Raw genomic sequence first — 21,683 nt, 5'->3', positions numbered from 1 at the left:
GATGGATGCCCGCTCGATCATCGCCAAGCTGCGTCGGACCGAGGTTCCATCGGCTCAGGAGCTGAACTGGTTCGCGCAAGGCCTCGCCGATGGTGCTGTTAGCGACGCGCAGGCGGGTGCCTTTGCGATGGCCGTCTGCATGGGCGGTCTGGGTGCCCGGGGTCGCGCTGATCTGACCGTAGCAATGCGGGACAGCGGCGATGTGCTCAGCTGGGATGTTGATGGTCCGGTGATCGACAAACACTCAACCGGTGGCGTGGGCGATTGCGTCAGCCTGGTGCTTGCACCGGCATTGGCGGAATGCGGGGCTTATGTCCCGATGATCTCGGGGCGCGGTTTGGGTCACACGGGCGGCACGCTGGACAAGCTTGAGGCGATACCCGGCGTTACCACGCAGATTGGGCAGGACCGCCTAGCTCAGATTTTGAAAAACACTGGTGCCGCAATTGTCGGTGCGACGGGGCAGATCGCGCCTGCGGATAAACGACTTTATGCCATCCGTGATGTGACTGCGACGGTAGAAAGCCTTGATCTGATCACCGCTTCGATCCTGTCCAAGAAATTGGCGGCCAGCCCGGATGCGTTGGTGCTGGACGTCAAGGTTGGCAGCGGTGCGTTTATGAAAACATTCGAAGAGGCCCGCTCACTGGCCACTGCGCTGACCGAAACTGCAAACGCGGCAGGGTGTCGGACCTCTGCCGTGATTACGGACATGAACCAGCCCTTGGCCCCGTCATTGGGTAATGCGCTTGAAGTGGCTGAGGTGATGAAGGTCCTAACGGGTTATGCCTCTTCGCCGTTGGCCGAGATTTCCGCGGAACTTGGCGGTGTATTGCTGGCCGATGCGGGGATGTGCAAAACCGCCGAACAGGGCCGGGATAAGATCGCCGATATCATCCGCGATGGTCGCGCGGCTGAGCGGTTCGGACGGATGATCGCAGCAGTAGGTGGCCCTGTGCAATTCGTGGACACTTGGCAGCGTTTCCTGCCCGAAGCCAGCGTTATCCGCGAAGTCCCAGCGCCGAAGGACGGATATATCTCAGCCATTGATGGCGAGGCTTTGGGCCTTGCAGTTGTCGCTTTGGGCGGTGGCCGTCAGGTCGAAAGCGATGTGATCGATCCCGCCGTGGGCCTGTCGAACATGGTGCGTTTGGGCGAAAAAGTGACGAAAGGCACCCCGCTTGCCGCCATTCATGCGGCCCGAGAGGATGCAGCGCGGCAAGCAACCGAGCGTGTGCTGGCAGCCATCCAGATTGATGGCGCACCAATCGCTTCACCCGATCTTGTGCATGAAAGGATCAGTGCATGAGCCGTGCCTTTCTGGTGGTTATGGATTCAGTTGGCATTGGTGGTGCTCCGGATGCTGGGCAGTTCTTCAATGGCGACATACCGGATACCGGTGCCAACACGGTGGCGCATATCGCCCAGGCTTGTGCGCAAGGTCTGGCTGAAGACGAGCGAACCGGGCCGTTGAACGTGCCAAATCTGGACGTGCTGGGATTGGGCGCTGCGGTGCGTCTGGCCTCGGGCGATGCAACACCGGGTTTGGACGCGCACCCGACCGGCCTGTGGGGTTGCGCGCGCGAGCTTTCACCGGGCAAGGATACACCCTCAGGCCATTGGGAACTCGCCGGACTGCCAGTCCCTTGGGATTGGCATTTCTTCCCGGATACGCAACCGGCCTTCCCCGCCGAGCTAAGTCGGGCTGCTGCCGAGGCCGCGGGGACCGAGGGTATTCTGGGCGATTGCCATGCCTCAGGCACCGCGATCATTGCGGAATTGGGGGCCGAGCATTTGCGGACTGGTTGGCCGATCTGCTACACCTCGGCCGACAGTGTGTTCCAGATCGCCGCGCATGAGGAAAGCTTTGGCCTGGAGCGCCTGTTGAACATGTGCAAAGCGCTGGCGCCGCGCCTGCATGAGATGAAAGTGGGCCGTGTCATTGCGCGTCCGTTTATTGGTTCACCGGAAGATGGGTTCACACGCACCACAAATCGCAAGGATTTTGCCATCCTGCCGCCTGCACCGGTTTTGACCAATTGGGTGCAGGATGCCGGTTGTCGCGTGCATGCCGTTGGCAAGATCGGCGACATCTTCTCGATGCAGGGGATCGATACGCTGCACAAAGGTTCGGATGCCGAGTTGATGCGGTATTTGTCTGATCTGGTGGACGAGGCTGAGGAGGGTAGTCTGACCTTCGCCAATTTTGTCGAGTTCGACAGCCTTTACGGTCACCGCCGCGACATCAGTGGTTATGCAAGGGCGTTGGAATGGTTCGACCGCGAGATTGGGACGATTCTGCAAAAGCTGCGCCCCGGCGACCTTCTTCTGTTGACCGCGGATCACGGCAATGATCCAAGTTGGACCGGCACGGATCACACTCGGGAGCAGGTTCCAGTGCTGATCGTCGGGGCAGGTGCGGGCCAGATCGGCCAGATCAATTTCGCAGACGTCGCCGCCAGCATCGCCCACCATCTGACCATACCGGTGCAAGGGCCGGGAAAGAGCTTTCTATGACTGTTGCCAACCTGCCCAAGATTGAATTGCACCTGCACCATGAAGGTGCCGCCCCGCCGGCCTTTATCCGTCAGTTGGCGCATGAAAAACGCATCGATCTGAGCGGAATTTTCAAACCCGATGGCAGCTATGATTTCCGGGATTTCGCCCATTTCCTATGCGTTTATGAAGCGGCCTGTGAGGTCCTGAAAACGCCCGAGGATTTTCGCCGCCTGACGCTGGCGATCCTTGAAGAAAGCGCGGCAAATGGGGTGGTTTATTCAGAAACCTTTCTCAGCCCGGATTTTTGTGGTGGTGGTGATCTACACGCCTGGCGCGACTATCTGACGGCCATCCAAGACGCAGCAGAAGAGGCCGAGCGCAGGTTTGGCATCACCCTGCGTGGGGTTGTCACATGTGTGCGCCATTTCGGACCCGAGCAGTCCAAGCTAAGCGCCCATTGCGCAGCGGAAACCGCTGGCGATTGGATCACCGGCTTTGGAATGGGTGGAAACGAATCCGTAGGCACTCAGGGCGATTTCAAATGGGCCTTTGATTGTGCGCGTGAGGCGGGTCTGCGCTTGACCACCCATGCGGGTGAGTTTGGCGGCCCCGAGAGCGTCCGCGATGCGGTGCGGGAACTTGGTGTTGAGCGTATAGGCCATGGTGTGCGCGCCATCGAAGACCCTGATCTGGTTCATGAATTGGCGGATCGAGGCACCACGCTTGAGGTCTGCCCTGGATCGAATGTGGTACTGGGCCTGTTCCCGGATTTCGCTGCTCATCCGATTGCGCGCTTGCGGGATGCGGGCGTGAACGTCACCATATCTACGGATGACCCGCCGTTTTTTCACACGACCATGCGGCGCGAATATGAGATGCTGAACGCAGCGTTTGGTTGGCAGGCCGAAGACTTCGCCGCCTTGAATGAAACCGCCCTGAACGCCGCGTTTTGCGATGAGGACACCCGCGCGCGGGTCAAGAAAAGACTGGAGACCACATGAGCGATCACCTGACCATCGTTGACCACCCATTGGTGCAACACAAACTGACGCTCATGCGGGACAAGGGCACTTCGACCGCTGAGTTCCGGCAGTTGCTGCGCGAAATCACCTTGTTGCTGGCCTATGAGGTCACGCGCGAGCTAAAGCTGACCACCCGCCATATCGAAACCCCGATGGAGGAGATGGACGCCCCCATTCTGGCCGGAAAGAAGCTGGCGCTGGTCTCGATCCTGCGTGCGGGCAACGGGATGTTGGATGGGGTTCTAGAACTGATCCCATCAGCGCGCGTGGGGTTTGTGGGCCTCTACCGGGATGAAGAGACGTTGAAGCCGGTGCAATATTACTTCAAAGCACCTGAAGGCCTGAAGGACCGTCTGGTCATCGCGGTGGACCCGATGCTGGCCACGGGCAACAGCTCTGCCGCGGCAATTGATCTGCTGAAAGAGGCGGGCGCGACCGACATTCTGTTCCTTTGCTTGCTGGCTGCCCCTGAAGGCGTTGCACGCATGAAAGAAGCACATCCCGACGTGCATATCGTGACCGCCGCGCTGGATCGTGAGCTGAATTCCAAGGGCTATATCATGCCTGGACTTGGGGACGCCGGGGACCGGATGTTCGGGACGAAATAGCCCCGCTTATCCGCCGCAGATGTTTTGAAGCTGGACCCAATCACGGTCCGGCAACACCTGTTCCAATGTCCGCCCTGCCATCGGGTCCGCCTCGATCAGCCCCAGCACCGTTTCGCCGGTAATGTCGCGCGCATAAGCGTAGGGGGTCGAGGGCAGGGCGGCCTGTGCGAACATCGCCAACAAATCCTGGTCCGTCACCGAAGGACGCGGTTCGGACAGAACCTGTTCGGTATAAGTATCGATAATCTGAGATGTCAGACCTCCGGTCGTCAGAAGACGAAAGGCCGAGGTTGCACCGGTGCGGTCCAACAGATCATCCAGAGGGTCCTGCTGCGCTGAACGGGTACGTTCAGCGATGATATATCCAGCGGCCACGGCAGGATCCTCATGATCTTCGACCAGGGACCGGTTCAGCAGAACGGTGCCGCCCGGCAGGCTCAGGCTGTCCTGAACACCGGCAGGCAGAATGATGATCTGGCGCACTCCGGTTCGTTGGGCCAGACGGTCCAGCGAGTCCTGTGCATCGCGTGAGGCACAAGCACGGCCCGAAACGCGTTCGATCCGTTTCAGGATCGTCTCGCCGATCTCTTGCCGTTTGACCTCGGGCACGACCGAGACAACATGGCTTTGCAACGCGCCTGGCAACCAAAGCAACATTACCGCAAGAACGGCCGCAACAACCCCACCAACGCTCAGCCAACGCAACCGCCCAGGATGCGGGCGGGCCCGGTCGATGGCGCGTTGCAGCCGGTCGATGGCTTCAAGCATCGTTTTTTCGCTCTCGGCCAGTTCCAGCGTTTCATCCGGGTCGCCATCAGGGTTGAATATCGCCGGATATGTCCCAGGGTTCTGCCGCTCCAATGCCGCCAATGACCAATGGGTCAAGGCGCGATCATTGAAATCCGAGATCGTCAGCGTCGCCTCTCCGATCGACACGACAACTTCGCGCCGCTGCTCATCGGGCGAAGGGCGCCACAGACCGGTGGCTTCGATCCGCTGGTACTGTTTCAGGGCCGTCATCTGGGTTGGGTCTGCTCGAAATTTGTTTTGCCACAGCATAACACGCGGCGAAGGCACGGCGCAAACGTGTTGCGCCTGCACGTTCAATTGTGCTGGATGGCGGGGCATGGAACGGGATCGTCAAAAATATGCAGGCAGGGAAAAGAAACGCACCGGTACTGGCCGCTGCCCTCATGCTGGGGGCGATGGCGATCATCGGGGTCATCGACAATGTGGTGATCCTGTTGGCCGACACAATCGGCCTGTGGCAGTTTCACCTAAGCCGCGCTCTTTTGATGCTGCCGCTGATTGCGGGCTTGTCCCTGATCGGGTTTGGCACGCTTAGGCCCAAGCGCTGGGGGCCTGTCATATTGCGCAGCGTCCTGATCACATTTGCCATGTTGTTTTATTTTGGTTCTCTGGCATTGATGCCAATCGCCCAAGCCCTGGCCGGGCTTTTCAGCGCCCCGATATTTGTGCTGCTGATAACGGCGCTGGGATTGAAGCAACCCATCGGACCTTGGCGCATCGGGGCTGTGTCGATCGGTTTTGTCGGTATCCTGTGTGTGCTCCAGCCCAGCCCGACGGATTTTGACGTAAGGACCCTGCTGCCCATTCTGGGTGGGTTGCTTTATGCGCTCAGCTCGATCACCACGCGGCAATTGTGCTCCGAAGAAAGCACCTTGGCATTGCTGGCCAATATGGTGATCACGCTGGGGCTGGCGGGCGCCATCGGCATGGCGTTCTTGACGGCCTTTCCGGTTGCCACACCTGAAGGTGCCGAAGGGTTCGTCACCCGCGGCGCTGTCAGAGAGTTCCAGCCTGCCATCCCATGGTTGTTGGTGCAGGCTATAGGGTCGACTGTTGCCGTGTTCATGCTGATCAAAGCCTATCAGGTGGGCGAGCCGTCCTTTGTAGCGGTGTTTGAATACTCGGTGATGGTGTTCGGTCCGCTGTTTGCCTGGGTCGCATTGGGCCAATCCATCGGCGCAATGCAGGTCGTCGGGATCGGGTTGATTGCGTCAGCAGGGGTTCTGTTGGGGTGGCGATCCAGTCGTCCGCAGGCCGAGCAGGAGATCGCATGATTATCTCGACCGGGCGCCGATATGTATTTGTGCATATGCCCAAGACTGGGGGAACCTCTCTTGCGCTAGCATTGGAGCAGCGGGCGATGAAGGACGATATCCTGCTTGGGGATACACCCAAGGCAATCAAACGCAGACATCGGGCGAGGTCACTAAACGCGCGGGGGCGGTTGTGGAAGCATTCGACTTTGGCCGATATCGACGGGGTTTTGTCGACGCAGGCTATCGAGGACATGTTTGTCTTCACCTTGGTCCGCAATCCGTGGGATCGGATTGTCAGTTACTATCACTGGCTGCGGACACAGCACTTTGAGCATGCGGATGTGGCTCGCGCGCAAGAGCAGGATTTTGAGGGGTTCGTGTTGCACCCTGCCACACTAAGAACCTTTCAACACAACCCGGCCCGCACGTATGTGACCATGTCCAACGGGATCGAGAAATGTGACGCCTTCATCCGCCTTGAGCATTTCAGGGAAGATTCGAAACACTTGGTCGATCACCTTGGGTTCGATTTGGCGTTGCCACATCTCAACAGGTCTGAACGGGACCGCGATTACCGCCAGTATTATGGGGCGAAGACACGCGAAGCGGTTGCACGGGCCTGCGCAGAAGATATTCAGAGATTCGGATATCTGTTCGACGGCCCTGCATAGCTCGAGTTTCCAAATTTGAACCAAAGACAATGGTCAGGATATTTTTGTGTAAGGAATCCGCGCGGAATTCGCCTTAAATGGCCCAAATTGGGCGCAAATATGTCAGGAATAAGTCACTCCGACATTTTCCGTGCTACCCATGATGCAGTGTTGGTTTGTGCCAAAGGGGGTAGGGCACGTGTTAGAAGTAGTGAGTTTTTCTGAGTTTTCGGATCAGCCTGTTGACGCTGATCACAACAACCTTGATCAGGCCGTAAACGCCCGCCGTGGGGGGCTGTTGCATGGCACCAAGGTTGCGACCACAAGCGGTTGGAAACTGATCGAACGCATCGCTGTAGGCGATTTGGTCCGAACGCTGGATAACGGATTTCGAGAAGTGCGTCGGGTTTCGACCTGTTGCGTCGTCATTCCAGCCGATGAAACCCGCGCCGATTACATGCCGATCTTTGTCCCTGCGCGTGCAGCCTATAACGGTCGGCCTGTCTGGTTGATGCCCGAACAGGGTATGGCCGTTGATCTTGGCAAGCTTGATCCAGAGGCGGATGGGGTATCGGTCATTCCTGCACGACTGTTGAATGGTTCCTGCCGGATGTCGTCACAGGTGCCGGGGTCATCGTTTCAGGTGACCACGCTGTTCTTTGACACGGATGAGGTGATCTTTGTCGAAGGCGGGCTGCAGGCCTTTTGCCCGGCGGGTCGCTTCGGGATGGGGGCAAAGCGAGATCAAGCGCCCTATCAGGTCGCTGATGATGCAGCGGCTGCGGCGCTGATCGCTTCGATCGCCGTCAAAGGAGATGTTTCGGTTCTGGCCAACCCATTGGGGGCTTTGCCCGCGCCGATCCCGCAGGACCCGATATTCCCAATCCGCCCGCCCGCGGGATTGCGGCGTCCGGGACGCCCAGGTCGACCGAATTCACCGGTTCTGTTCTTGCGGTCTGAATGGCGGATTTAATTTAGCACTAAGTCAGATACAGGCGCGGATGTCCGCGCCTGTATCTTTATTGGTTAAGCTGCTTTTGCTTCAGGGTCGAAGCGGGCATAGAAGCTCTGACCTTTTTCCGCCATTTCACGCAGCAAAGGCGGGCAGGCAAAGCGCTCGCCATAGGCTTTGCTCAACTGGTCGCAGCGCTCGGCTGCATAGGGCGTGCCGATGATGTCCAGCCAGCTGAGCGGGCCGCCCGACCAGGGCGCAAAGCCCCAGGCCAGGATCGCGCCAACATCGCCTTCGCGGATGTCTTCCAGAACGCCTTCTTCCAGCGCACGAACTGCCTCCAGAACCTGTGCGAACATCAGACGTTCCTGCACTTCGATCAGGTCGGGCTGATCTTCGGCATGCGGGTACTTCTCGGCCAGACCCTTCCAGTATTCGACCCGTTTGCCTTTTTCGTCATAGTCGAAGAAGCCTGCGTTCGCCTTACGGCCCAAGCGGCCCTCTTCTTCCATCCAGAAGATCAGATCGTCGCCGGGGTTTTCCGGGTAGGCATCGCCCATCGCAGCCTTGGTGGCACGCGCGATCTTGGCCCCCAGATCAATCGAGGTCTCGTCGTTCAACTGGATCGGCCCCACTGGAAAGCCCAACTGACGTGCGGCATTGTCGATCAGAACGGGGCTGACGCCCTCGGTGATCATGCGCAGACCTTCGTTGATATAGGGAATGATGCATCGGTTGGCGTAGAAGAAGCGCGCATCGTTGACCACGATGGGCGTCTTGCGAATCTGGCGGACATAGTCCAGCGCCTTGGCAACTGCGCGATCGCCAGTTTCCTTGCCTTTGATGATTTCAACCAGGAACATCTTCTCCACCGGAGAGAAGAAGTGGATGCCAATGAATTGCTCGGGCCGAACGGAGGCCTTCGCCAGATCGGTGATCGGCAGGGTAGAGGTGTTCGAGGCAAAGATGCAATCCTCGGGGATGATTGCCTCGACCTTCTTGGTCATCTCAGCCTTCACGCCGGGGTCTTCAAATACGGCCTCGATGATCAGATCACAGCCTTTCAGGTGATCCAGATCCGGGGTCGCGGTGATCAGGCCCAGCATGGCCTCTTTCTTCTCCGCCGTGACCTTGCCGCGTTTGATACCCTTGTCCAGATAGGTCTCGGTATAGGCTTTGCCCTTGTCCGCGGCCCCCTGATCACGGTCGATCAGCACAACCTCCATCCCGGCCTGCGCCGACACCAGCGCGATCCCGGCACCCATCATGCCTGCACCCAGAACGCCGATTTTCTTAACGCGCTGATCTGGCACATCCTTCGGACGTACTGCACCTTTCTCCAGCGCTTCCTTGTTCAGGAACAGCGACCGGATCATGGCCGAGGACGAGGGGTTCATCAGGACATTGGTGAACCAGCGCGCTTCGATCTTCAAGGCGGTGTCGAAATCGACCAGAGCACCTTCATAAACTGCACTTAGCAAAGCCTTTGCTGCCGGGAATGCGCCTTGGGTCTTACCGTTCACCATCGCCGAAGCGCCGACGAAATTCATGAAGCCTGCGGGATGGTAGGGCGCGCCGCCGGGCATCTTGTAACCTTTGGCATCCCAAGGCTTGACCAGATCGGCGTCCTTGGCGTTCAGCACCCATTCCTTGGCTGCGGCCATCGGGTCGGCGGCGATCTCGTCAATGTAACCTGCGCCCTTGGCTTTCTTGACGTCCAGCATCTTGCCTTCCAGCAGCAGCGGTGCAGCCGCGATCGCGCCGACCTTACGGACCATCCGCGTGGTGCCGCCCGCGCCGGGGAAGATGCCGACCATGATCTCGGGCAGGCCGTATTTGGCCTTGGGGTTCTCAGCCGCGAAGATGCGGTGCGTGGACAGGGGTAATTCCATACCAATGCCCGCAGCGGTGCCGGGTAGAACGGTGGCAATCGGCTTGCCGCCTTTCTTGGTTTTGGGGTCCATGCCTGCCATCTCGATCTTGCGCAGCAGGGCGTGCATCCGCATCGTGCCATCAAATAGGCCCTTGGCGGGATTGTCGCCCGCTTCTTCCTTCATAACAGCCAGCAGGTTCAGGTCCATGCCGCCCGCAAACGACCCGTCTTTGCCAGAGGTGACGATAATGCCTTTGACCTCATCGTCCGCAAGTGCCCGATCGATGCAATCGCTCAGCTGCGCCAGCCCGTCAAAGGACATAACATTCATGGTTTTGCCGGGGACATCCCAGGTGATCGTTGCGACGCCGTCTGCGTCTTTGGTCAGAGTGAAATCAGTCATTGTCATCTCCAATCTGGTCAGCCGTCAGCGGGCTGCCATCTTTGCGGGTAAAGTGAAAGCCGTCGGCATCAAACTTCACCATCATGTCTATGTCGCTGTAATAGCCGGTCTCGGTCGGGGTCCGTGTGCCCACCACCAAAAAGGTCGCGGGCGCATCGGTTTTGTTCACAAGGTGATGGCCGTTGGCTTCACCTGCTGGCCATGCGGCGCAGTCACCGGGCAGCATCTGGTGTTCGCCATCATCATCGATCAGCACGCATTCGCCGCTGAGCATGATGGCAAACTCGTCCTGCTCCATGTGGTAGTGGCGCAGCGAGGACATCCCCTCAGGCTCCAGCCGCACTATGTTGACCCCGTATTGAGTCAGACCGCCCTCATCTCCGATCCGCTGAACGAAACGACCCGCAGTCGCATCGGCCAGTTTCCCGGGATAGGACGATCCCCCCTGAAACGGGATCTGAGAGAGATTCAGCTTGGGCATCAGACCCGCTCGATAATGGTTGCTGCACCCATGCCGGACGCGATGCAGAGCGTGGCCAGGCCGGTTTCCTTGTCCTGACGCTCCAGCTCATCCAGCAGTGTACCGATGATCATCGCACCGGTTGCGCCCAGCGGGTGACCCATCGCGATCGAGCCGCCATTGACGTTTACCAGCGCCGGATCGACGTCGAACGCCTGCTGGAAGCGCAGTACGACCGACGCGAAGGCTTCGTTCACTTCGAACAGGTCCAGATCGCTGATCTGCATGCCATTGTCGGCAAGGATTTTCTCGGTCACCGGAACCGGGCCGGTCAACATGATGGTCGGGTCGGTGCCGATCTTCGCGGTCGCCTTGATGCGGGCGCGTGGCTTGAGGCCGTATTTCTCACCGAATTCCTTATTGCCGATCAGAACAGCGGCCGAGCCGTCCACGATGCCCGAGCTGTTGCCCGCGTGGTGGATGTGGTTGATCCGCTCCAGATGCGGGTATTTCAGCATCGCGACCTTGTCGAAGCCGGGCATCTGCTCACCCATCATCTGGAAGGATGGGTTCAACGCGCCGAGGCTTTGCATGTCGGTGCCGGGGCGCATGTATTCGTCGCGATCCAGAATGGTCAGGCCGTTCTGGTCCTTGATGGTGATGACCGACTTCTCAAACCGGTTGTCTTCCCAAGCCGCAGCCGCGCGTTTCTGCGATTCAACCGCCAACGCGTCCGCGTCGTCGCGGCTGAACCCATACTCGGTTGCGATGATATCGGCCGAGATGCCCTGCGGTACAAAGTAGGTGTCCATTGCCAGTGTTGGGTCTACGGCAATCGCGGCACCGTCGCTGCCCATGGCCACGCGACCCATCATCTCAACACCACCAGCGATATAGGCTTCGCCCGCGCCGCCTTTGACTTGGTTAGCGGCAAGGTTCACGGCTTCCATGCCCGAGGCACAGAAGCGGTTGATCGCCAGTCCGGGGATCGACTGGTCTAGGTCAGAGGCCAGAACCGCCGAGCGCGCCAGACAGCCGCCTTGCTCCATCACCTGGGTGACGTTGCCCCAGATCACATCCTCAACGGCGTGACCTTCGAGGTTGTTGCGTTCCTTGATCGCGTTCAGGGTCAAGGCGGACAGGCGCACCGAGGTCACTTCGTGCAGGCTGCCATCCTTGCGACCCTTGCCGCGCGGTGTGCGCAGGGCGTCATAAATGTAAGCTTCGGTCATGGGTCTTCTCCTTAAGCTCGATCCGACGGGTTGCCGGGCATCAGGTCATAGGGGTGTTTCCAGCCGGGCTGCTCGGAAAGGCGAGTCAGCCAGGCATCGATATTGGGCCAGTCGGCACGGTCAAAGCCGAATGGTTCGGGATAGTAGAGGTAGCCGCAGCAGCTGAGATCGGCGTTGGTCACGCCGTCCCCAACAATCCAGTCGCGGCCCTCAAGGTGGGTGTTCAGAACATCGTAGGCCACTTTCAGACGACCTTGGTTGAAGGCAATCACATCGGCATTGCGGTGTTCTTCGGGGAGGAAATTGATCAGAAAACGGGTCACGCCCGCCATCGAACTGAGCTTGTGATTGTCCCACAGCACCCAGCGCAGAATGTCGTAGTTTTCTTCCCGAGTCTTGCCACCGAACTTGCCGGATTTCTCGGTGACATAAGCCTGAATGGCGCCAGACTGGGAGGTTTTGAAATCACCGTCGATCAGGAAAGGCGCTTCGCCCATTACATTGACGTCCGAGCGGAACTCAGGGCTGCGAGTGACACCTTTGAAGAAATCGACAAAGACCGGCTCCCACTCAAGGCCAGACATTTCCAGCGCCAAAGCAGCTTTGTACGAATTGCCGCTTTCACCGAAGCAGTGCAGTTTTATGGTCATGCGAGCGCCCCTCCCAAGGCATGTTGCACGTTATCCTGATACGTTCCCCGAGCACTCCGACGGAGCTCGGGGTTATCTGGTCCTCGGATCAGAGCCCAAGGACCAGATTGAGATCAGAAGTTCACCGCGTCCAGCGCCATCACAGTGTCGGCACCGGTCTGGATGCGAGCCAGATGCATGGCGGTCGCGGGCAGGCGACGGGCCATATAAAAACGGCCGGTGTTGATCTTGGTCTCGTAGAACTCTTTGTCCGAGGCCCCACCGTCCAGCGCATCTTGAGCAGCCTTCGCCATCTGCGCCCACATCAGGCCCAGGCAAACATGACCGAACATGTGCATGAAGTCATAAGACCCAGACAGAGCGTTGTTCGGGTTCTTCATGCCTTCCTGCATGAAGTACATGCCAGCCGCTTGCAGGTCTTTCGACGCGGCTTTCAGCGGTTCGATAAAGGCTTTGTCATAAGCTTCGTTCTGGCCTGCGTTTTCCTTGCAGAAGGATTTGACCATATCGAAGAACGCCATGACGTGCTTGCCGCCATCCTGCGCCAGTTTCCGGCCCACAAGATCCAGCGCTTGAACGCCGTTTGCGCCTTCGTAGATCATCGCGATACGGGCATCGCGGGTGTATTGCGACATGCCCCATTCTTCGATGTAACCGTGGCCGCCGTAAACCTGCTGCGCCTGAACGGTCATGTCGTAACCTTCGTCGGTCAGGAAGCCCTTGATGACCGGTGTTAGCAACGAGATCAGCCCGTCCGCGTCCTTGTCGCCCGAACGGTGCGCCTTGTCGATCATGGTTGCGCCCCACAAGATGAACGCACGCGCGCCCTCAGTGAAGCTTTTCTGATCCATCAGGTTGCGGCGGATGTCGGGATGCACGATCAGCGGATCGGCGGGGCCGTCCGGGTTTTTCACACCTGTTACGTCACGGCCCTGCAGGCGGTCTTTGGCGTATTCTACAGCGTTCTGATACGCAGCTTCGGCCTGCGACAAGCCTTGCATGCCCACACCCAGACGCGCTTCGTTCATCATGGTGAACATGGCGCGCATGCCTTTGTGCTCCTCGCCCAGCAGCCAGCCGGTGGCTTCGTCATAGTTCATGACGCAGGTCGAGTTGCCGTGGATGCCCATCTTTTCTTCGATCTTGCCGACCGAGACACCGTTGCGCTCACCCGGAGTACCGTCTTCGTTCACGATGAATTTCGGCACGATGAACAGCGATACGCCCTTGATCCCCTCAGGACCACCGGGGATTTTGGCCAAGACCAGATGGATGACGTTATCGGCCATGTCGTGATCACCCGCCGAGATAAAGATCTTCTGGCCGGAAATCTTGTAGCTGCCGTCGCCCTGCGGTTCCGCCTTGGTGCGCATCAGGCCCAGATCGGTGCCGCAATGCGGTTCGGTCAGGTTCATGGTGCCGGTCCATTCGCAGCTAACCATGTTGGGCAGATAGGTGTTTTTCTGCTCTTCCGACCCATGGGCCAAAATAGCCGAGGCCGCGCCATGGGTCAGGCCCTGATACATCACAAACGCTTGGTTTGCGCCCGAGAACATCTCACCTACTGCGGTGCCGATGACATAAGGCATGTTCTGGCCGCCATACTCTTCCGGCATGTCAAGGCCAGTCCAGCCACCTTCCTTCACCTGCTCGAAGGCGTCTTTGAATCCGGTTGGCGTGTACACAATCCCGTTTTCCAACCGGCACCCTTCGGTGTCACCCACCACGTTCAACGGATGCAGAACATTGGTGGCGACCTTGCCGGCTTCTTCCAGAACGGCGCCGGTAAACTCGGCTTCCAGTTCGTCATAGCCGGGGATATCCGACTGCGAGACTTTCAGAACGTCGTGCAGGATGAACTGCGTGTCTTTGGTTGGCGCGTTGTAAACGGGCATGTGAAGCTCCCTTAATTCAGATGTCCGGGTGATAGGCGGTCGATGTTATTCGGCCGCCTTCTTGTCTTGTTTCATTGAAGAGATGACTTTCTCTCCCCAACGCAATTGTTCTTTCAGATCGTCAATCGCCTGCGTCAGCTCTTCGCGGCGTGATTCCATGTCGGCCAGACGTTCGCACGCAATCTCGTAGGTGCGCGACATCTGGGTCAGCTGTTGATCACCCACATGGTACAAATCCAGAAGTTGCCGAATTTCTTCCAGGCTAAAGCCGAACCGTTTTCCACGCAGGATTAACTTCAGCCGCGCGCGGTCGCGTTTGGTGAACAGGCGTTTCTGACCCTCGCGGATCGGGAACAGCAGTTCCTTGGCTTCGTAGAACCGCAAAGTACGTGGTGTGACATCATAGGTCCCGCACATCTCGCGGATGGTCATAAGATCTTCGGTCATTCGTCATACTCTCGTCACTGGTGTCATGCGACACGAGTTGCGTAGTCGTTGTCTGCTTTACAACATGAGAATGACGTTTACGTAATCCCGACGCTGCGTCATTTCAAAGTTGACGTAACATCCAAACACGTAAAGCCGCCGGATCGCAATTTTATTTCCGTGACGTCAGGCTGGAATCGGACCGATGGGCCCGAAAAACCGAATGTGATCCTGACATGCAGGCCACGTCCTAAGGCGAAACAGTTCGATTCAAGGGTGGTGAAATTCAGGAAATGGAATTCGCAGTTTGATCGCGCAACTGCTTGAGCGCATCCATTGCTTCGTCCAGTTGTTTGCGCTGTTGACGCAGCTCATCCATCTGTCGATCAGCCATTTCAACAAAGGCCGCCATCTGCGCCTGATTGCCTTGATCTTCATAGATCAGCAGCCACTGGCGAATTTCTTCCAAAGGGAAACCGAACTTGCGACCGCGCATGATAAGCGTCATCCGGGCGCATTCGCGCGGGCCGTAAAACCGGGATCGCCCTTCGCGATCGGGCTGCAACAGCTCGATATACTCGTAGTAACGCAAGGTGCGCGGCGTCACGTCGAATTCGGCGCACATTTCTTTGAATGACAAACGGTTGTCGGACATTCCTGGTCTCCTCCACGGCAACCTACGTCCTTGCCACGTCAAGCGCAACAGGTGGGCTTGCCCTTTGCAATTTCTACAGATCATAAAGGGGCGTCACGATAGGAAGTCAGCAAATGGTCGATAAGACACGTCTAGCCCGCCAGTTTATCGAAGCGACTCCCCATGCGCGCGCTATCGGTTTGCACCTGACCCAGATTGGCGAGGGCGAGGCAGAAATCACAATGCCCTATAATGCAGATCTGATCGGCGATCCCAGAACAGGGGTGATTCACGGGGGGGCGATTTCGACCATTTTGGACACCTGTTGCGGTGCGGCTGTCATGAGCCATCCGTCCTCACCCGGTGGGACCGCGACGATCAACCTGAGGATCGACTATATGCGCGCAGCGACACCGGGCCAGACGATCACCGCGCGGGCCAGCTGCTATCACATCACCCGCAATGTGGCGTTTGTGCGTGCAACGGCCATGGATGATGATCACGATCGGCCTGTAGCAACCGCTTCGGGCTCGTTCACGGTGGAGGGAAAGTAACATGGCCAGAACCCGCCCTGAACCGATGCAGGTGGTTAAGCATCGCCGCGACGGTGCCTTGCGCGCTTTGGTCGACGGCGTTCCCTACATCCGATTTCTCAACATCAGTTTTGACCGTAGAGGTGATGAACTGACTGGCGTTCTGAACTTCGATGAGAAACTGATTGGAAACCCGTTCCTTCCAGCTATCCATGGCGGCGTAACGGCCGCGTTTTTAGAGGTCACGGCCGTGATCACGCTGAGTTGGGAACACTTGTTTTCCGATATCGAAAGTGGGGAAATCAATGCCGAATCTATCATGACCGATGAAACGATCCGCTTTCCAAAGACCATCGATTTCACGGTCGACTATCTGCGGTCAGGCCTGCCACGGGATGCCTATGCGCGTGCCTTCGTGAATCGGGCGGGTCGACGTTATGCCTCGGTTCGGGTTGAGGCGTGGCAGGATAATCACGCCAAACTGTTTGCGCAGGCCACCGGGCATTTCCTGATGCCGCAGCCAGCCAGGGGCAAGGGCTGATCATGACAGATGCTTCGGCGCCCATAACACATGGGCGGGTGCTGAAAATCGCCATTCCCATCGTTCTGTCCAACGCCACTGTGCCGATTCTAGGTGCGGTGGATACCGGCGTGGTGGGGCAGATGGGCGCGGCGGCCCCGATCGGAGCCGTGGGCATCGGTGCGGTGATCCTGTCTGCGATCTACTGGATTTTCGGTTTCCTGCGCATGGGCACGACAGGCCTTGCGGCACAGGCACGTGGGGCAGGGGACAGCGACGAGATGCGCGCGCTGCTGATCCGCGGGTTGATGCTGGGCGGGGCTGCGGGGCTCGTTTTCATTCTGGCGCAGGTCGCCATTTTCAGCGGCGCGTTCCTGCTGTCGCCAGCCAGCCCCGAGGTCGAAACCCTTGCGCGCACCTATCTTGAGATCCGAATCTGGGGCGCACCTGCGACAATTGCCCTTTTTGCGGTTACAGGCTGGCTGATCGCGGTCGAGCGTACGCGGGGCGTTTTTGTTCTGCAAATCTGGATGAATGGCCTCAATATCGTCTTGGATCTGTGGTTTGTTCTGGGGTTGGACTGGGGTGTCGAAGGTGTGGCGATTGCCACTTTGATCGCGGAATGGACCGGGCTGGCGCTGGGCCTGTGGTTGTGCCGCGATGGATTTCGAGACCGTATCTGGCAGGACTGGCCCCGCATCTTTGATACCGCGCGTTTGCGCAGGATGCTGCAGGTGAACAGCGATATCATGATCCGCTCGATCCTGCTCACCGGTTCGTTCACGACCTTTCTGTTTGTGGGCTCGGATTTGGGGGACGTCAATCTGGCCGCCAATCAGGTGCTTCTGCAGTTTCTGGAAATCACCGCCTTTGCACTGGACGGCTTTGCCTTTTCAGCCGAGGCGCTGGTTGGCAGCGCTGTAGGTGCACGGGATCGGTATCAGGTGCGGCGGGCCTCGGTCATGGCATCGCAATGGGGCGTTGGGGGGGCGGTTTTGCTGGGCGCGGTGTTTTTTCTGGCTGGCCCTGCCTTGATCGACCTGATGTCCACCTCGCCCGAGGTGCGCCAAGCAGGGCGCGAGTTCCTGTTCTGGGCTGCTCTTGCCCCAGTGATCGGCGTCGCCAGTTGGATGTTTGATGGCATCTACATTGGTGCGACCTGGACCCGGGCGATGCGCAGCGCGATGCTGCAATCTGTGGCGATTTATATTGTCGCCCTGTTCGCTCTGGTCCCTGCGTTCGGCAATCATGGGCTTTGGGCCGCGCTGATGGTGCTGAACCTTGCGCGCGGTGTGACCATGGGCTGGCGCTATCCCCGGCTTGAGGCGCAGGTGACCTAGAGCAGACCCAGCAGGTTTTCCGGCGGACGACCGAGGGCGGCTTTGCTCTCGGTGATGGCCAGAGGGCGTTCGATCAGGATCGGATGATCTGCCATGGCCTGGATCAAATCCGTATCTGGCGTGTCTTCTGACAGGCCCAGTTCCTTGAACAGCTTCTCGCCTGTGCGCATCATCTGAATGGCGGGCACCCCCAGCAGAGCCTGCGCCTTGCGCAGCGTGTCTAATGAGGGCGCATCCTCAAGGTATTTATGAACCAGAACCTCTGCACCGCGTTCCTCCAGCAGAGCCAGACCCATGCGGGATTTCGAACAGCGTGGGTTATGCCAATATTCAATCACAGCCAATCCTCTCGTTTGCGGCCCACGGCCTGCGCCACGGTGTCAAACCCGTCGCGTGCCAATAAAGTATCCAGGCCCTGCGCAATCTCGGCAGCCAGAGACAGGCCGCTATAGACCATAGCCGTATAGAACTGTACGGCTGACGCCCCGGCGCAAATCTTGGCATAAGCCTGTTCCGCCGTGCTGACCCCGCCGACGCCAATCAAGGGAAGATTGCCTTCGGTCAGTTGGCTGAGCTTTGCCAGAACACGTGTAGATTTCTCGAACAACGGTGCGCCGGACAGGCCACCTTGCTCGGCCTTGTGTGCGCTGCGCAGGCCATCGCGCGACAGCGTGGTATTGGTGGCGATCACAGCGTCCACACCCGTCTCAACGGCGACCTCTGCGATGTCCTGCAACTCGGTCTCTGTCAGGTCTGGTGCGATCTTCAGAAAGACCGGCAGCGGGCGGGGCAGAGCGTTGCGCGTTTCAATCACGCCACCCAGCAACGCGCCAAGGGCCGCTTTTCCCTGAAGATCCCGCAGCTTTTCGGTGTTGGGGGAGGATACATTCACAGTGGCAAAATCCAGATATGCGGCGCAATGATCCAGTACTTTGGCAAAGTCACCGGGCCGGTCGTCGCTGTCTTTGTTTGCCCCCAGATTCAGGCCAATCACCGCATCTTTGGGGCGGTTGGCTAGGCGTTGGGCCATGACCTCCATCCCGTCATTGTTGAATCCAAAGCGATTGATGGCGGCCTTGTCTTCGGTCAGACGGAACAGGCGCGGTTTGGGGTTTCCAGGTTGCGGGCGCGGGGTCACGGCGCCCACTTCGATAAATCCAAACCCGGCGCGGGACAGCGGGGTTAGGACCTCTCCGTTCTTGTCGAAACCGGCGGCCAGACCCACAGGGTTGGGCAGGTGCAGCCCGGCAACTTCGGTTGCCAGCCGCGTAGACGTTACCGGCCCCGGCATCGGTGCCAGCCCGGCTTTTAGTGCTTTGATTGACAGGCCATGCGCTGTTTCCGGATCAAACTGGTGCAGTGCGGCCAGGCCAAGTTTTTCGGTCAGTTTCATCCGAATGCAGCTCCACCCTCGGCTGCGCCGCATCGGATCAGTCGTGAGGTCTCTACGGCGGCCTGGCGATGTACCACAGCCTTTTGATAGCTCGGGTCGGTCACCATTTCCAAAAATGCGTGGGCAGTGGGGTAGCGCGCGATGAACATTTCGTCCCATGCCTCATCCTGCGGCCCTATTAATGTGCTCTGAAACGCACCGCGCCACAGGATCGACACTCCTAATCTGGCGATGATCGGGGCCGTTTCGGCTCCGTAATTGCGATAGGCCCGCGCCCCGGTTAGCCCGGCATCGGCCAGATCATGATCCGCAGGGTAAGCAGCCATGGGGCGAAACTTGACAAGGTTCAGCATCTCAATCGGCTGATCCCGATCTAGCGCCTTGAAAGTGTCGAACTGCTCACGTTCGGGATCGATGTAAGCGGTCATGCCATCTCCTCGGGGAACTGATGGGTTTGGCCATCAAAGGGCAGGGGCCGCGACCAAATCACATCACTCATCTTGATCTGGCGGTATAGGTGCGGAAACAGCGCCCCGCCGCGCGAAACCTCCCATTTCAGGTCATCCCCCATCGCATCCCCGTCACACGCCAGCAAGGTCAGCCCGTCGATAGCAGCAAAATGCTTGGCCGCCGTTTCGGCAGCCTGCTCTGCCGTCGAGAAATGCACGAACCCATCCGCCACATCGATCGGCGCACCGTCTGAGGCGCCCTCGGCCTGCAACTGAGCCCATTCATCGGCCCGGAAAATTTTGTAAATCAGCATGACACGGGTGATGCCCCGCACGGAACGGGGAATCAAGTCAGATTTGCCCCTTTGACTCTTCCCCGACATCGGCGCACGATCTGGTCGAACAACGATAGGGAGTATTTGTATGTTGACCCGTTTCATGGCCTCTGTTGCCGTATTGGGGCTGACCGCCGGGATCGCGGCTGCTGACTACAAACTGACGATTTTGCACACAAACGACATTCACAGCCGCATTGAATCGATCAACAAATACGATTCGACCTGTGACGCAGAAGGCGAAGCCGAAGGGAAATGCTTTGGCGGCGTTGCACGATTGAAAACCATTCTGGACGCCAAGCGTGCAGATATGGCGGATGAGAACGTTTTGGTTCTGGACGCAGGTGATCCGTTCCAAGGTTCGCTGTTCTACACCACCTATAAAGGTGCGGCAGAGGCCGAGTTTATGGAGGCCATCGGCTATGACGTGATGGCCGTCGGCAACCACGAATTTGACGACGGTCCCGAAGGCCTTGCTGCGTTCATTGATACGGTCAGCTTCCCTGTGATTTCGGGTAACCTGGATTTGTCGACTTCTGCTGAACTCAAGGACAAGGTGGAAAATCACGTGGTTCTTGAGGTTGGCGGCCAGAAGATCGGCATCATCTCAGCGCTGGCAACCGACACAGTCGACACCTCGAGCCCTGGCAAGGATGTGGTGTTTCAGGATGAGATCGAAAGCTTGAAGGCCGATGTCGCGGCTTTGCAGGATGAGGGTGTCAACATCATCATCGCACTGAACCACGTGGGTCTGGCCAAAGACCTGGAGATTGCCGCGCAAGTGCCGGGGTTGGATTTGGTGGTTGGTGGTCACTCGCACACGCTGCTATCGAACACCAATGAAGACGCGGCGGGCCCGTACCCGATGATGGTGGGCGATGTCCCCGTTGTGCAAGCCTATGCCTATTCGAAATATCTGGGTGAGGTCACACTGACCTTTGATGATGATGGCAATCTGATTTCGGCAGAGGGTGAGCCGATCCTGCTGGATGCCTCGGTCACTCCGGATGCAGGCATCGCTGCACGTGTCGCCGAAATGGGCGCGCCGATTGAAGAGATGAAACAGCGCGTGGTTGCTGAAACCGGCGCTGCCGTCGAAGGGTCGCGCGATATCTGTCGGGTGCAGGAATGCGAGATGGGCAATCTGGTTGCCGACGCAATGCTGGCACGTGTTGCCGACCAAGGTGCTCAGATCGCAATCGCAAACTCGGGCGGCCTGCGCGCGTCAATTGACGAAGGTGAAGTCACCATGGGCGAGGTTTTAACGGTTCTGCCATTCCAGAACACCCTCTCGACCTTTGAAATCAGCGGTCAGGGTGTGATTGATGCGCTGGAGAACGGTGTCAGCCAAGTCGAAGAAGTCAAAGGCCGCTTCCCTCAAGTTGCCGGGCTGAGCTTTACTTGGGACCCATCGGTTGCCCCGAACGAAGGACGCATCACCGAAGTGATGGTGGCCGAGGGTGACGGCTTTGTGCCCATCGATCCGGCAGCGACCTATCTTGTCGTGACCAACAACTACGTGCGCAACGGCGGTGACGGTTACAAGATGTTCGAAGGCGACGATAAGAACGCCTATGACTTCGGACCCGATCTGGCGGATGTAACCGCTGAATACCTGGCCGAAAACGCGCCCTATCAACCGTATGTAGACGGACGCATCAAGCAGAAGTAACGCCCTGCAAAAGATCAAAAAGCCGCATCCTCGTGATGCGGCTTCTGTAGCTTTAGCTTTCGAGTTGCCGT

Annotated in this window: 23 protein-coding genes; 11 read left to right on the top strand and 12 right to left on the bottom strand. The window is 58.4% G+C overall.

What is annotated here, in order from left to right:
• Position 1: 1 nt before the first annotated feature.
• The 4 genes from AC2FGE_RS12030 to upp are packed head-to-tail and all read left to right on the top strand — an operon-like array spanning position 2 to position 4,129.
• The gene (locus tag AC2FGE_RS12030; RefSeq protein ID WP_496819451.1) at positions 2-1,309 is read left to right on the top strand and encodes a thymidine phosphorylase; all 1,308 of its coding nucleotides are present in this window, start codon (positions 2-4) and stop codon (positions 1,307-1,309) included.
• On the top strand, positions 1,306-2,517 hold the full coding sequence (locus tag AC2FGE_RS12025; protein ID WP_496819450.1) for a phosphopentomutase: 1,212 nt from the start codon (positions 1,306-1,308) through the stop codon (positions 2,515-2,517). Before AC2FGE_RS12030 ends, AC2FGE_RS12025 begins: the two co-directional genes overlap by 4 nt.
• Positions 2,514-3,500, top strand: a complete 987-nt coding sequence (locus AC2FGE_RS12020) for an adenosine deaminase (RefSeq protein ID WP_496819449.1) — start codon at positions 2,514-2,516, stop codon at positions 3,498-3,500. Before AC2FGE_RS12025 ends, AC2FGE_RS12020 begins: the two co-directional genes overlap by 4 nt.
• Entirely contained in the window at positions 3,497-4,129 is a 633-nt protein-coding gene (gene upp, locus AC2FGE_RS12015) for a uracil phosphoribosyltransferase (protein ID WP_480827736.1), read from the top strand. Before AC2FGE_RS12020 ends, upp begins: the two co-directional genes overlap by 4 nt.
• A 6-nt stretch (positions 4,130-4,135) precedes the next feature.
• Here the strand turns inward: upp and AC2FGE_RS12010 are convergent, their stop codons facing one another.
• Complete coding sequence (locus AC2FGE_RS12010) at positions 4,136-5,149, bottom strand: hypothetical protein (RefSeq protein WP_496819448.1); 1,014 nt, start codon at positions 5,147-5,149, stop codon at positions 4,136-4,138.
• 128 nt (positions 5,150-5,277) lie between these two features.
• Between AC2FGE_RS12010 and AC2FGE_RS12005 the strand changes: the two genes are divergently transcribed.
• From AC2FGE_RS12005 to AC2FGE_RS11995, 3 genes are all read left to right on the top strand, one after another.
• On the top strand, positions 5,278-6,213 hold the full coding sequence (locus AC2FGE_RS12005) for a DMT family transporter (protein WP_496819447.1): 936 nt from the start codon (positions 5,278-5,280) through the stop codon (positions 6,211-6,213).
• Positions 6,210-6,866 (top strand): sulfotransferase family 2 domain-containing protein, encoded by a 657-nt coding sequence (locus tag AC2FGE_RS12000; RefSeq protein ID WP_496819446.1) that lies wholly within the window; start codon positions 6,210-6,212, stop codon positions 6,864-6,866. Before AC2FGE_RS12005 ends, AC2FGE_RS12000 begins: the two co-directional genes overlap by 4 nt.
• A gap of 190 nt (positions 6,867-7,056) precedes the next feature.
• A complete protein-coding gene (locus AC2FGE_RS11995) occupies positions 7,057-7,818 on the top strand; it encodes a Hint domain-containing protein (RefSeq protein ID WP_496819445.1) in 762 nt (253 codons plus the stop codon).
• A gap of 53 nt (positions 7,819-7,871) precedes the next feature.
• On the opposite strand, the gene AC2FGE_RS11990 is transcribed toward AC2FGE_RS11995, so the two are convergent.
• The 7 genes from AC2FGE_RS11990 to AC2FGE_RS11960 all read right to left on the bottom strand — a co-directional run bounded on the left by AC2FGE_RS11990 (position 7,872) and on the right by AC2FGE_RS11960 (position 15,391).
• Positions 7,872-10,073: a 3-hydroxyacyl-CoA dehydrogenase NAD-binding domain-containing protein gene (locus AC2FGE_RS11990; RefSeq protein ID WP_496819444.1), complete on the bottom strand. Its 2,202-nt coding sequence runs from the start codon at positions 10,071-10,073 to the stop codon at positions 7,872-7,874.
• Entirely contained in the window at positions 10,066-10,554 is a 489-nt protein-coding gene (locus AC2FGE_RS11985; RefSeq protein ID WP_496819443.1) for a cupin domain-containing protein, read from the bottom strand. The genes AC2FGE_RS11990 and AC2FGE_RS11985 overlap by 8 nt, the downstream gene beginning before the upstream one ends.
• Positions 10,554-11,765 carry an acetyl-CoA C-acetyltransferase gene (locus AC2FGE_RS11980; RefSeq protein WP_496819442.1) on the bottom strand — a complete coding sequence of 404 codons (1,212 nt, stop codon included), beginning with the start codon at positions 11,763-11,765 and terminating at the stop codon, positions 10,554-10,556. Before AC2FGE_RS11980 ends, AC2FGE_RS11985 begins: the two co-directional genes overlap by 1 nt.
• A gap of 11 nt (positions 11,766-11,776) precedes the next feature.
• Complete coding sequence (locus AC2FGE_RS11975) at positions 11,777-12,415, bottom strand: glutathione S-transferase family protein (protein WP_496819441.1); 639 nt, start codon at positions 12,413-12,415, stop codon at positions 11,777-11,779.
• A 113-nt stretch (positions 12,416-12,528) separates the two neighbouring features.
• Entirely contained in the window at positions 12,529-14,310 is a 1,782-nt protein-coding gene (locus AC2FGE_RS11970) for an acyl-CoA dehydrogenase C-terminal domain-containing protein (RefSeq protein ID WP_480540549.1), read from the bottom strand.
• A 45-nt stretch (positions 14,311-14,355) separates the two neighbouring features.
• Positions 14,356-14,757, bottom strand: coding sequence for a MerR family transcriptional regulator (locus tag AC2FGE_RS11965; protein ID WP_170532003.1), 402 nt, complete (start codon positions 14,755-14,757; stop codon positions 14,356-14,358).
• A gap of 265 nt (positions 14,758-15,022) precedes the next feature.
• Positions 15,023-15,391 carry a MerR family transcriptional regulator gene (locus AC2FGE_RS11960; RefSeq protein WP_170532005.1) on the bottom strand — a complete coding sequence of 123 codons (369 nt, stop codon included), beginning with the start codon at positions 15,389-15,391 and terminating at the stop codon, positions 15,023-15,025.
• Positions 15,392-15,504: 113 nt separating this feature from the next.
• On the opposite strand from AC2FGE_RS11960, the gene AC2FGE_RS11955 reads away from it, so the two are divergent.
• Genes AC2FGE_RS11955 through AC2FGE_RS11945 form a run of 3 tightly spaced genes read left to right on the top strand, consistent with a single transcriptional unit; the run spans position 15,505 to position 17,763 of the window.
• Positions 15,505-15,924 (top strand): PaaI family thioesterase, encoded by a 420-nt coding sequence (locus AC2FGE_RS11955; RefSeq protein ID WP_496819440.1) that lies wholly within the window; start codon positions 15,505-15,507, stop codon positions 15,922-15,924.
• A gap of 1 nt (position 15,925) precedes the next feature.
• Positions 15,926-16,444, top strand: a complete 519-nt coding sequence (locus AC2FGE_RS11950; RefSeq protein ID WP_496819439.1) for a PaaI family thioesterase — start codon at positions 15,926-15,928, stop codon at positions 16,442-16,444.
• A 2-nt stretch (positions 16,445-16,446) separates the two neighbouring features.
• Positions 16,447-17,763 (top strand): MATE family efflux transporter, encoded by a 1,317-nt coding sequence (locus AC2FGE_RS11945; RefSeq protein WP_496819438.1) that lies wholly within the window; start codon positions 16,447-16,449, stop codon positions 17,761-17,763.
• Here AC2FGE_RS11945 and arsC read toward each other — a convergent pair.
• From arsC to AC2FGE_RS11925, 4 genes are read right to left on the bottom strand one after another with little or no spacing between them, the layout of a single operon-like run.
• Positions 17,760-18,101: an arsenate reductase (glutaredoxin) gene (gene arsC / locus AC2FGE_RS11940; RefSeq protein ID WP_496819437.1), complete on the bottom strand. Its 342-nt coding sequence runs from the start codon at positions 18,099-18,101 to the stop codon at positions 17,760-17,762. The genes AC2FGE_RS11945 and arsC overlap by 4 nt on opposite strands.
• Positions 18,098-19,156 carry a quinone-dependent dihydroorotate dehydrogenase gene (locus AC2FGE_RS11935; RefSeq protein ID WP_496819436.1) on the bottom strand — a complete coding sequence of 353 codons (1,059 nt, stop codon included), beginning with the start codon at positions 19,154-19,156 and terminating at the stop codon, positions 18,098-18,100. The genes arsC and AC2FGE_RS11935 overlap by 4 nt, the downstream gene beginning before the upstream one ends.
• The gene (locus tag AC2FGE_RS11930) at positions 19,153-19,584 is read right to left on the bottom strand and encodes a DUF1330 domain-containing protein (RefSeq protein ID WP_496819435.1); all 432 of its coding nucleotides are present in this window, start codon (positions 19,582-19,584) and stop codon (positions 19,153-19,155) included. The genes AC2FGE_RS11935 and AC2FGE_RS11930 overlap by 4 nt, the downstream gene beginning before the upstream one ends.
• On the bottom strand, positions 19,581-19,919 hold the full coding sequence (locus AC2FGE_RS11925) for a DUF952 domain-containing protein (protein ID WP_496819434.1): 339 nt from the start codon (positions 19,917-19,919) through the stop codon (positions 19,581-19,583). The genes AC2FGE_RS11930 and AC2FGE_RS11925 overlap by 4 nt, the downstream gene beginning before the upstream one ends.
• 109 nt (positions 19,920-20,028) lie before the next feature.
• Between AC2FGE_RS11925 and AC2FGE_RS11920 the strand changes: the two genes are divergently transcribed.
• Entirely contained in the window at positions 20,029-21,612 is a 1,584-nt protein-coding gene (locus tag AC2FGE_RS11920) for a bifunctional metallophosphatase/5'-nucleotidase (protein WP_496819433.1), read from the top strand.
• The last annotated feature ends 71 nt before the right edge of the window (positions 21,613-21,683 follow it).

The sequence above is a fragment of the Ruegeria sp. YTSA075 genome, from assembly GCF_059610245.1.
This window is presented reverse-complemented; position numbering and strand designations above follow the sequence as displayed.

What these genes read in the sequence shown, in the direction of transcription:
- AC2FGE_RS12030 (WP_496819451.1), top strand. Translation starts at nt 2, where the DNA reads ATGGATGCCCGCTCGATCATCGCCAAGCTGCGTCGGACCGAGGTTCCA.
- AC2FGE_RS11985 (WP_496819443.1), bottom strand. Translation starts at nt 10,554, where the DNA reads ATGCCCAAGCTGAATCTCTCTCAGATCCCGTTTCAGGGGGGATCGTCC.
- AC2FGE_RS11935 (WP_496819436.1), bottom strand. Translation starts at nt 19,156, where the DNA reads ATGAAACTGACCGAAAAACTTGGCCTGGCCGCACTGCACCAGTTTGAT.
- AC2FGE_RS11960 (WP_170532005.1), bottom strand. Translation starts at nt 15,391, where the DNA reads ATGTCCGACAACCGTTTGTCATTCAAAGAAATGTGCGCCGAATTCGAC.
- AC2FGE_RS11920 (WP_496819433.1), top strand. Translation starts at nt 20,029, where the DNA reads ATGTTGACCCGTTTCATGGCCTCTGTTGCCGTATTGGGGCTGACCGCC.
- AC2FGE_RS11955 (WP_496819440.1), top strand. Translation starts at nt 15,505, where the DNA reads ATGGTCGATAAGACACGTCTAGCCCGCCAGTTTATCGAAGCGACTCCC.
- AC2FGE_RS11925 (WP_496819434.1), bottom strand. Translation starts at nt 19,919, where the DNA reads ATGCTGATTTACAAAATTTTCCGGGCCGATGAATGGGCTCAGTTGCAG.
- AC2FGE_RS11970 (WP_480540549.1), bottom strand. Translation starts at nt 14,310, where the DNA reads ATGCCCGTTTACAACGCGCCAACCAAAGACACGCAGTTCATCCTGCAC.
- AC2FGE_RS11930 (WP_496819435.1), bottom strand. Translation starts at nt 19,584, where the DNA reads ATGACCGCTTACATCGATCCCGAACGTGAGCAGTTCGACACTTTCAAG.
- AC2FGE_RS11945 (WP_496819438.1), top strand. Translation starts at nt 16,447, where the DNA reads ATGACAGATGCTTCGGCGCCCATAACACATGGGCGGGTGCTGAAAATC.
- AC2FGE_RS12020 (WP_496819449.1), top strand. Translation starts at nt 2,514, where the DNA reads ATGACTGTTGCCAACCTGCCCAAGATTGAATTGCACCTGCACCATGAA.
- upp (WP_480827736.1), top strand. Translation starts at nt 3,497, where the DNA reads ATGAGCGATCACCTGACCATCGTTGACCACCCATTGGTGCAACACAAA.
- AC2FGE_RS11950 (WP_496819439.1), top strand. Translation starts at nt 15,926, where the DNA reads ATGGCCAGAACCCGCCCTGAACCGATGCAGGTGGTTAAGCATCGCCGC.
- AC2FGE_RS11980 (WP_496819442.1), bottom strand. Translation starts at nt 11,765, where the DNA reads ATGACCGAAGCTTACATTTATGACGCCCTGCGCACACCGCGCGGCAAG.
- AC2FGE_RS12005 (WP_496819447.1), top strand. Translation starts at nt 5,278, where the DNA reads ATGCAGGCAGGGAAAAGAAACGCACCGGTACTGGCCGCTGCCCTCATG.
- AC2FGE_RS11975 (WP_496819441.1), bottom strand. Translation starts at nt 12,415, where the DNA reads ATGACCATAAAACTGCACTGCTTCGGTGAAAGCGGCAATTCGTACAAA.
- AC2FGE_RS12000 (WP_496819446.1), top strand. Translation starts at nt 6,210, where the DNA reads ATGATTATCTCGACCGGGCGCCGATATGTATTTGTGCATATGCCCAAG.
- AC2FGE_RS11990 (WP_496819444.1), bottom strand. Translation starts at nt 10,073, where the DNA reads ATGACTGATTTCACTCTGACCAAAGACGCAGACGGCGTCGCAACGATC.
- AC2FGE_RS12025 (WP_496819450.1), top strand. Translation starts at nt 1,306, where the DNA reads ATGAGCCGTGCCTTTCTGGTGGTTATGGATTCAGTTGGCATTGGTGGT.
- AC2FGE_RS12010 (WP_496819448.1), bottom strand. Translation starts at nt 5,149, where the DNA reads ATGACGGCCCTGAAACAGTACCAGCGGATCGAAGCCACCGGTCTGTGG.
- AC2FGE_RS11965 (WP_170532003.1), bottom strand. Translation starts at nt 14,757, where the DNA reads ATGACCGAAGATCTTATGACCATCCGCGAGATGTGCGGGACCTATGAT.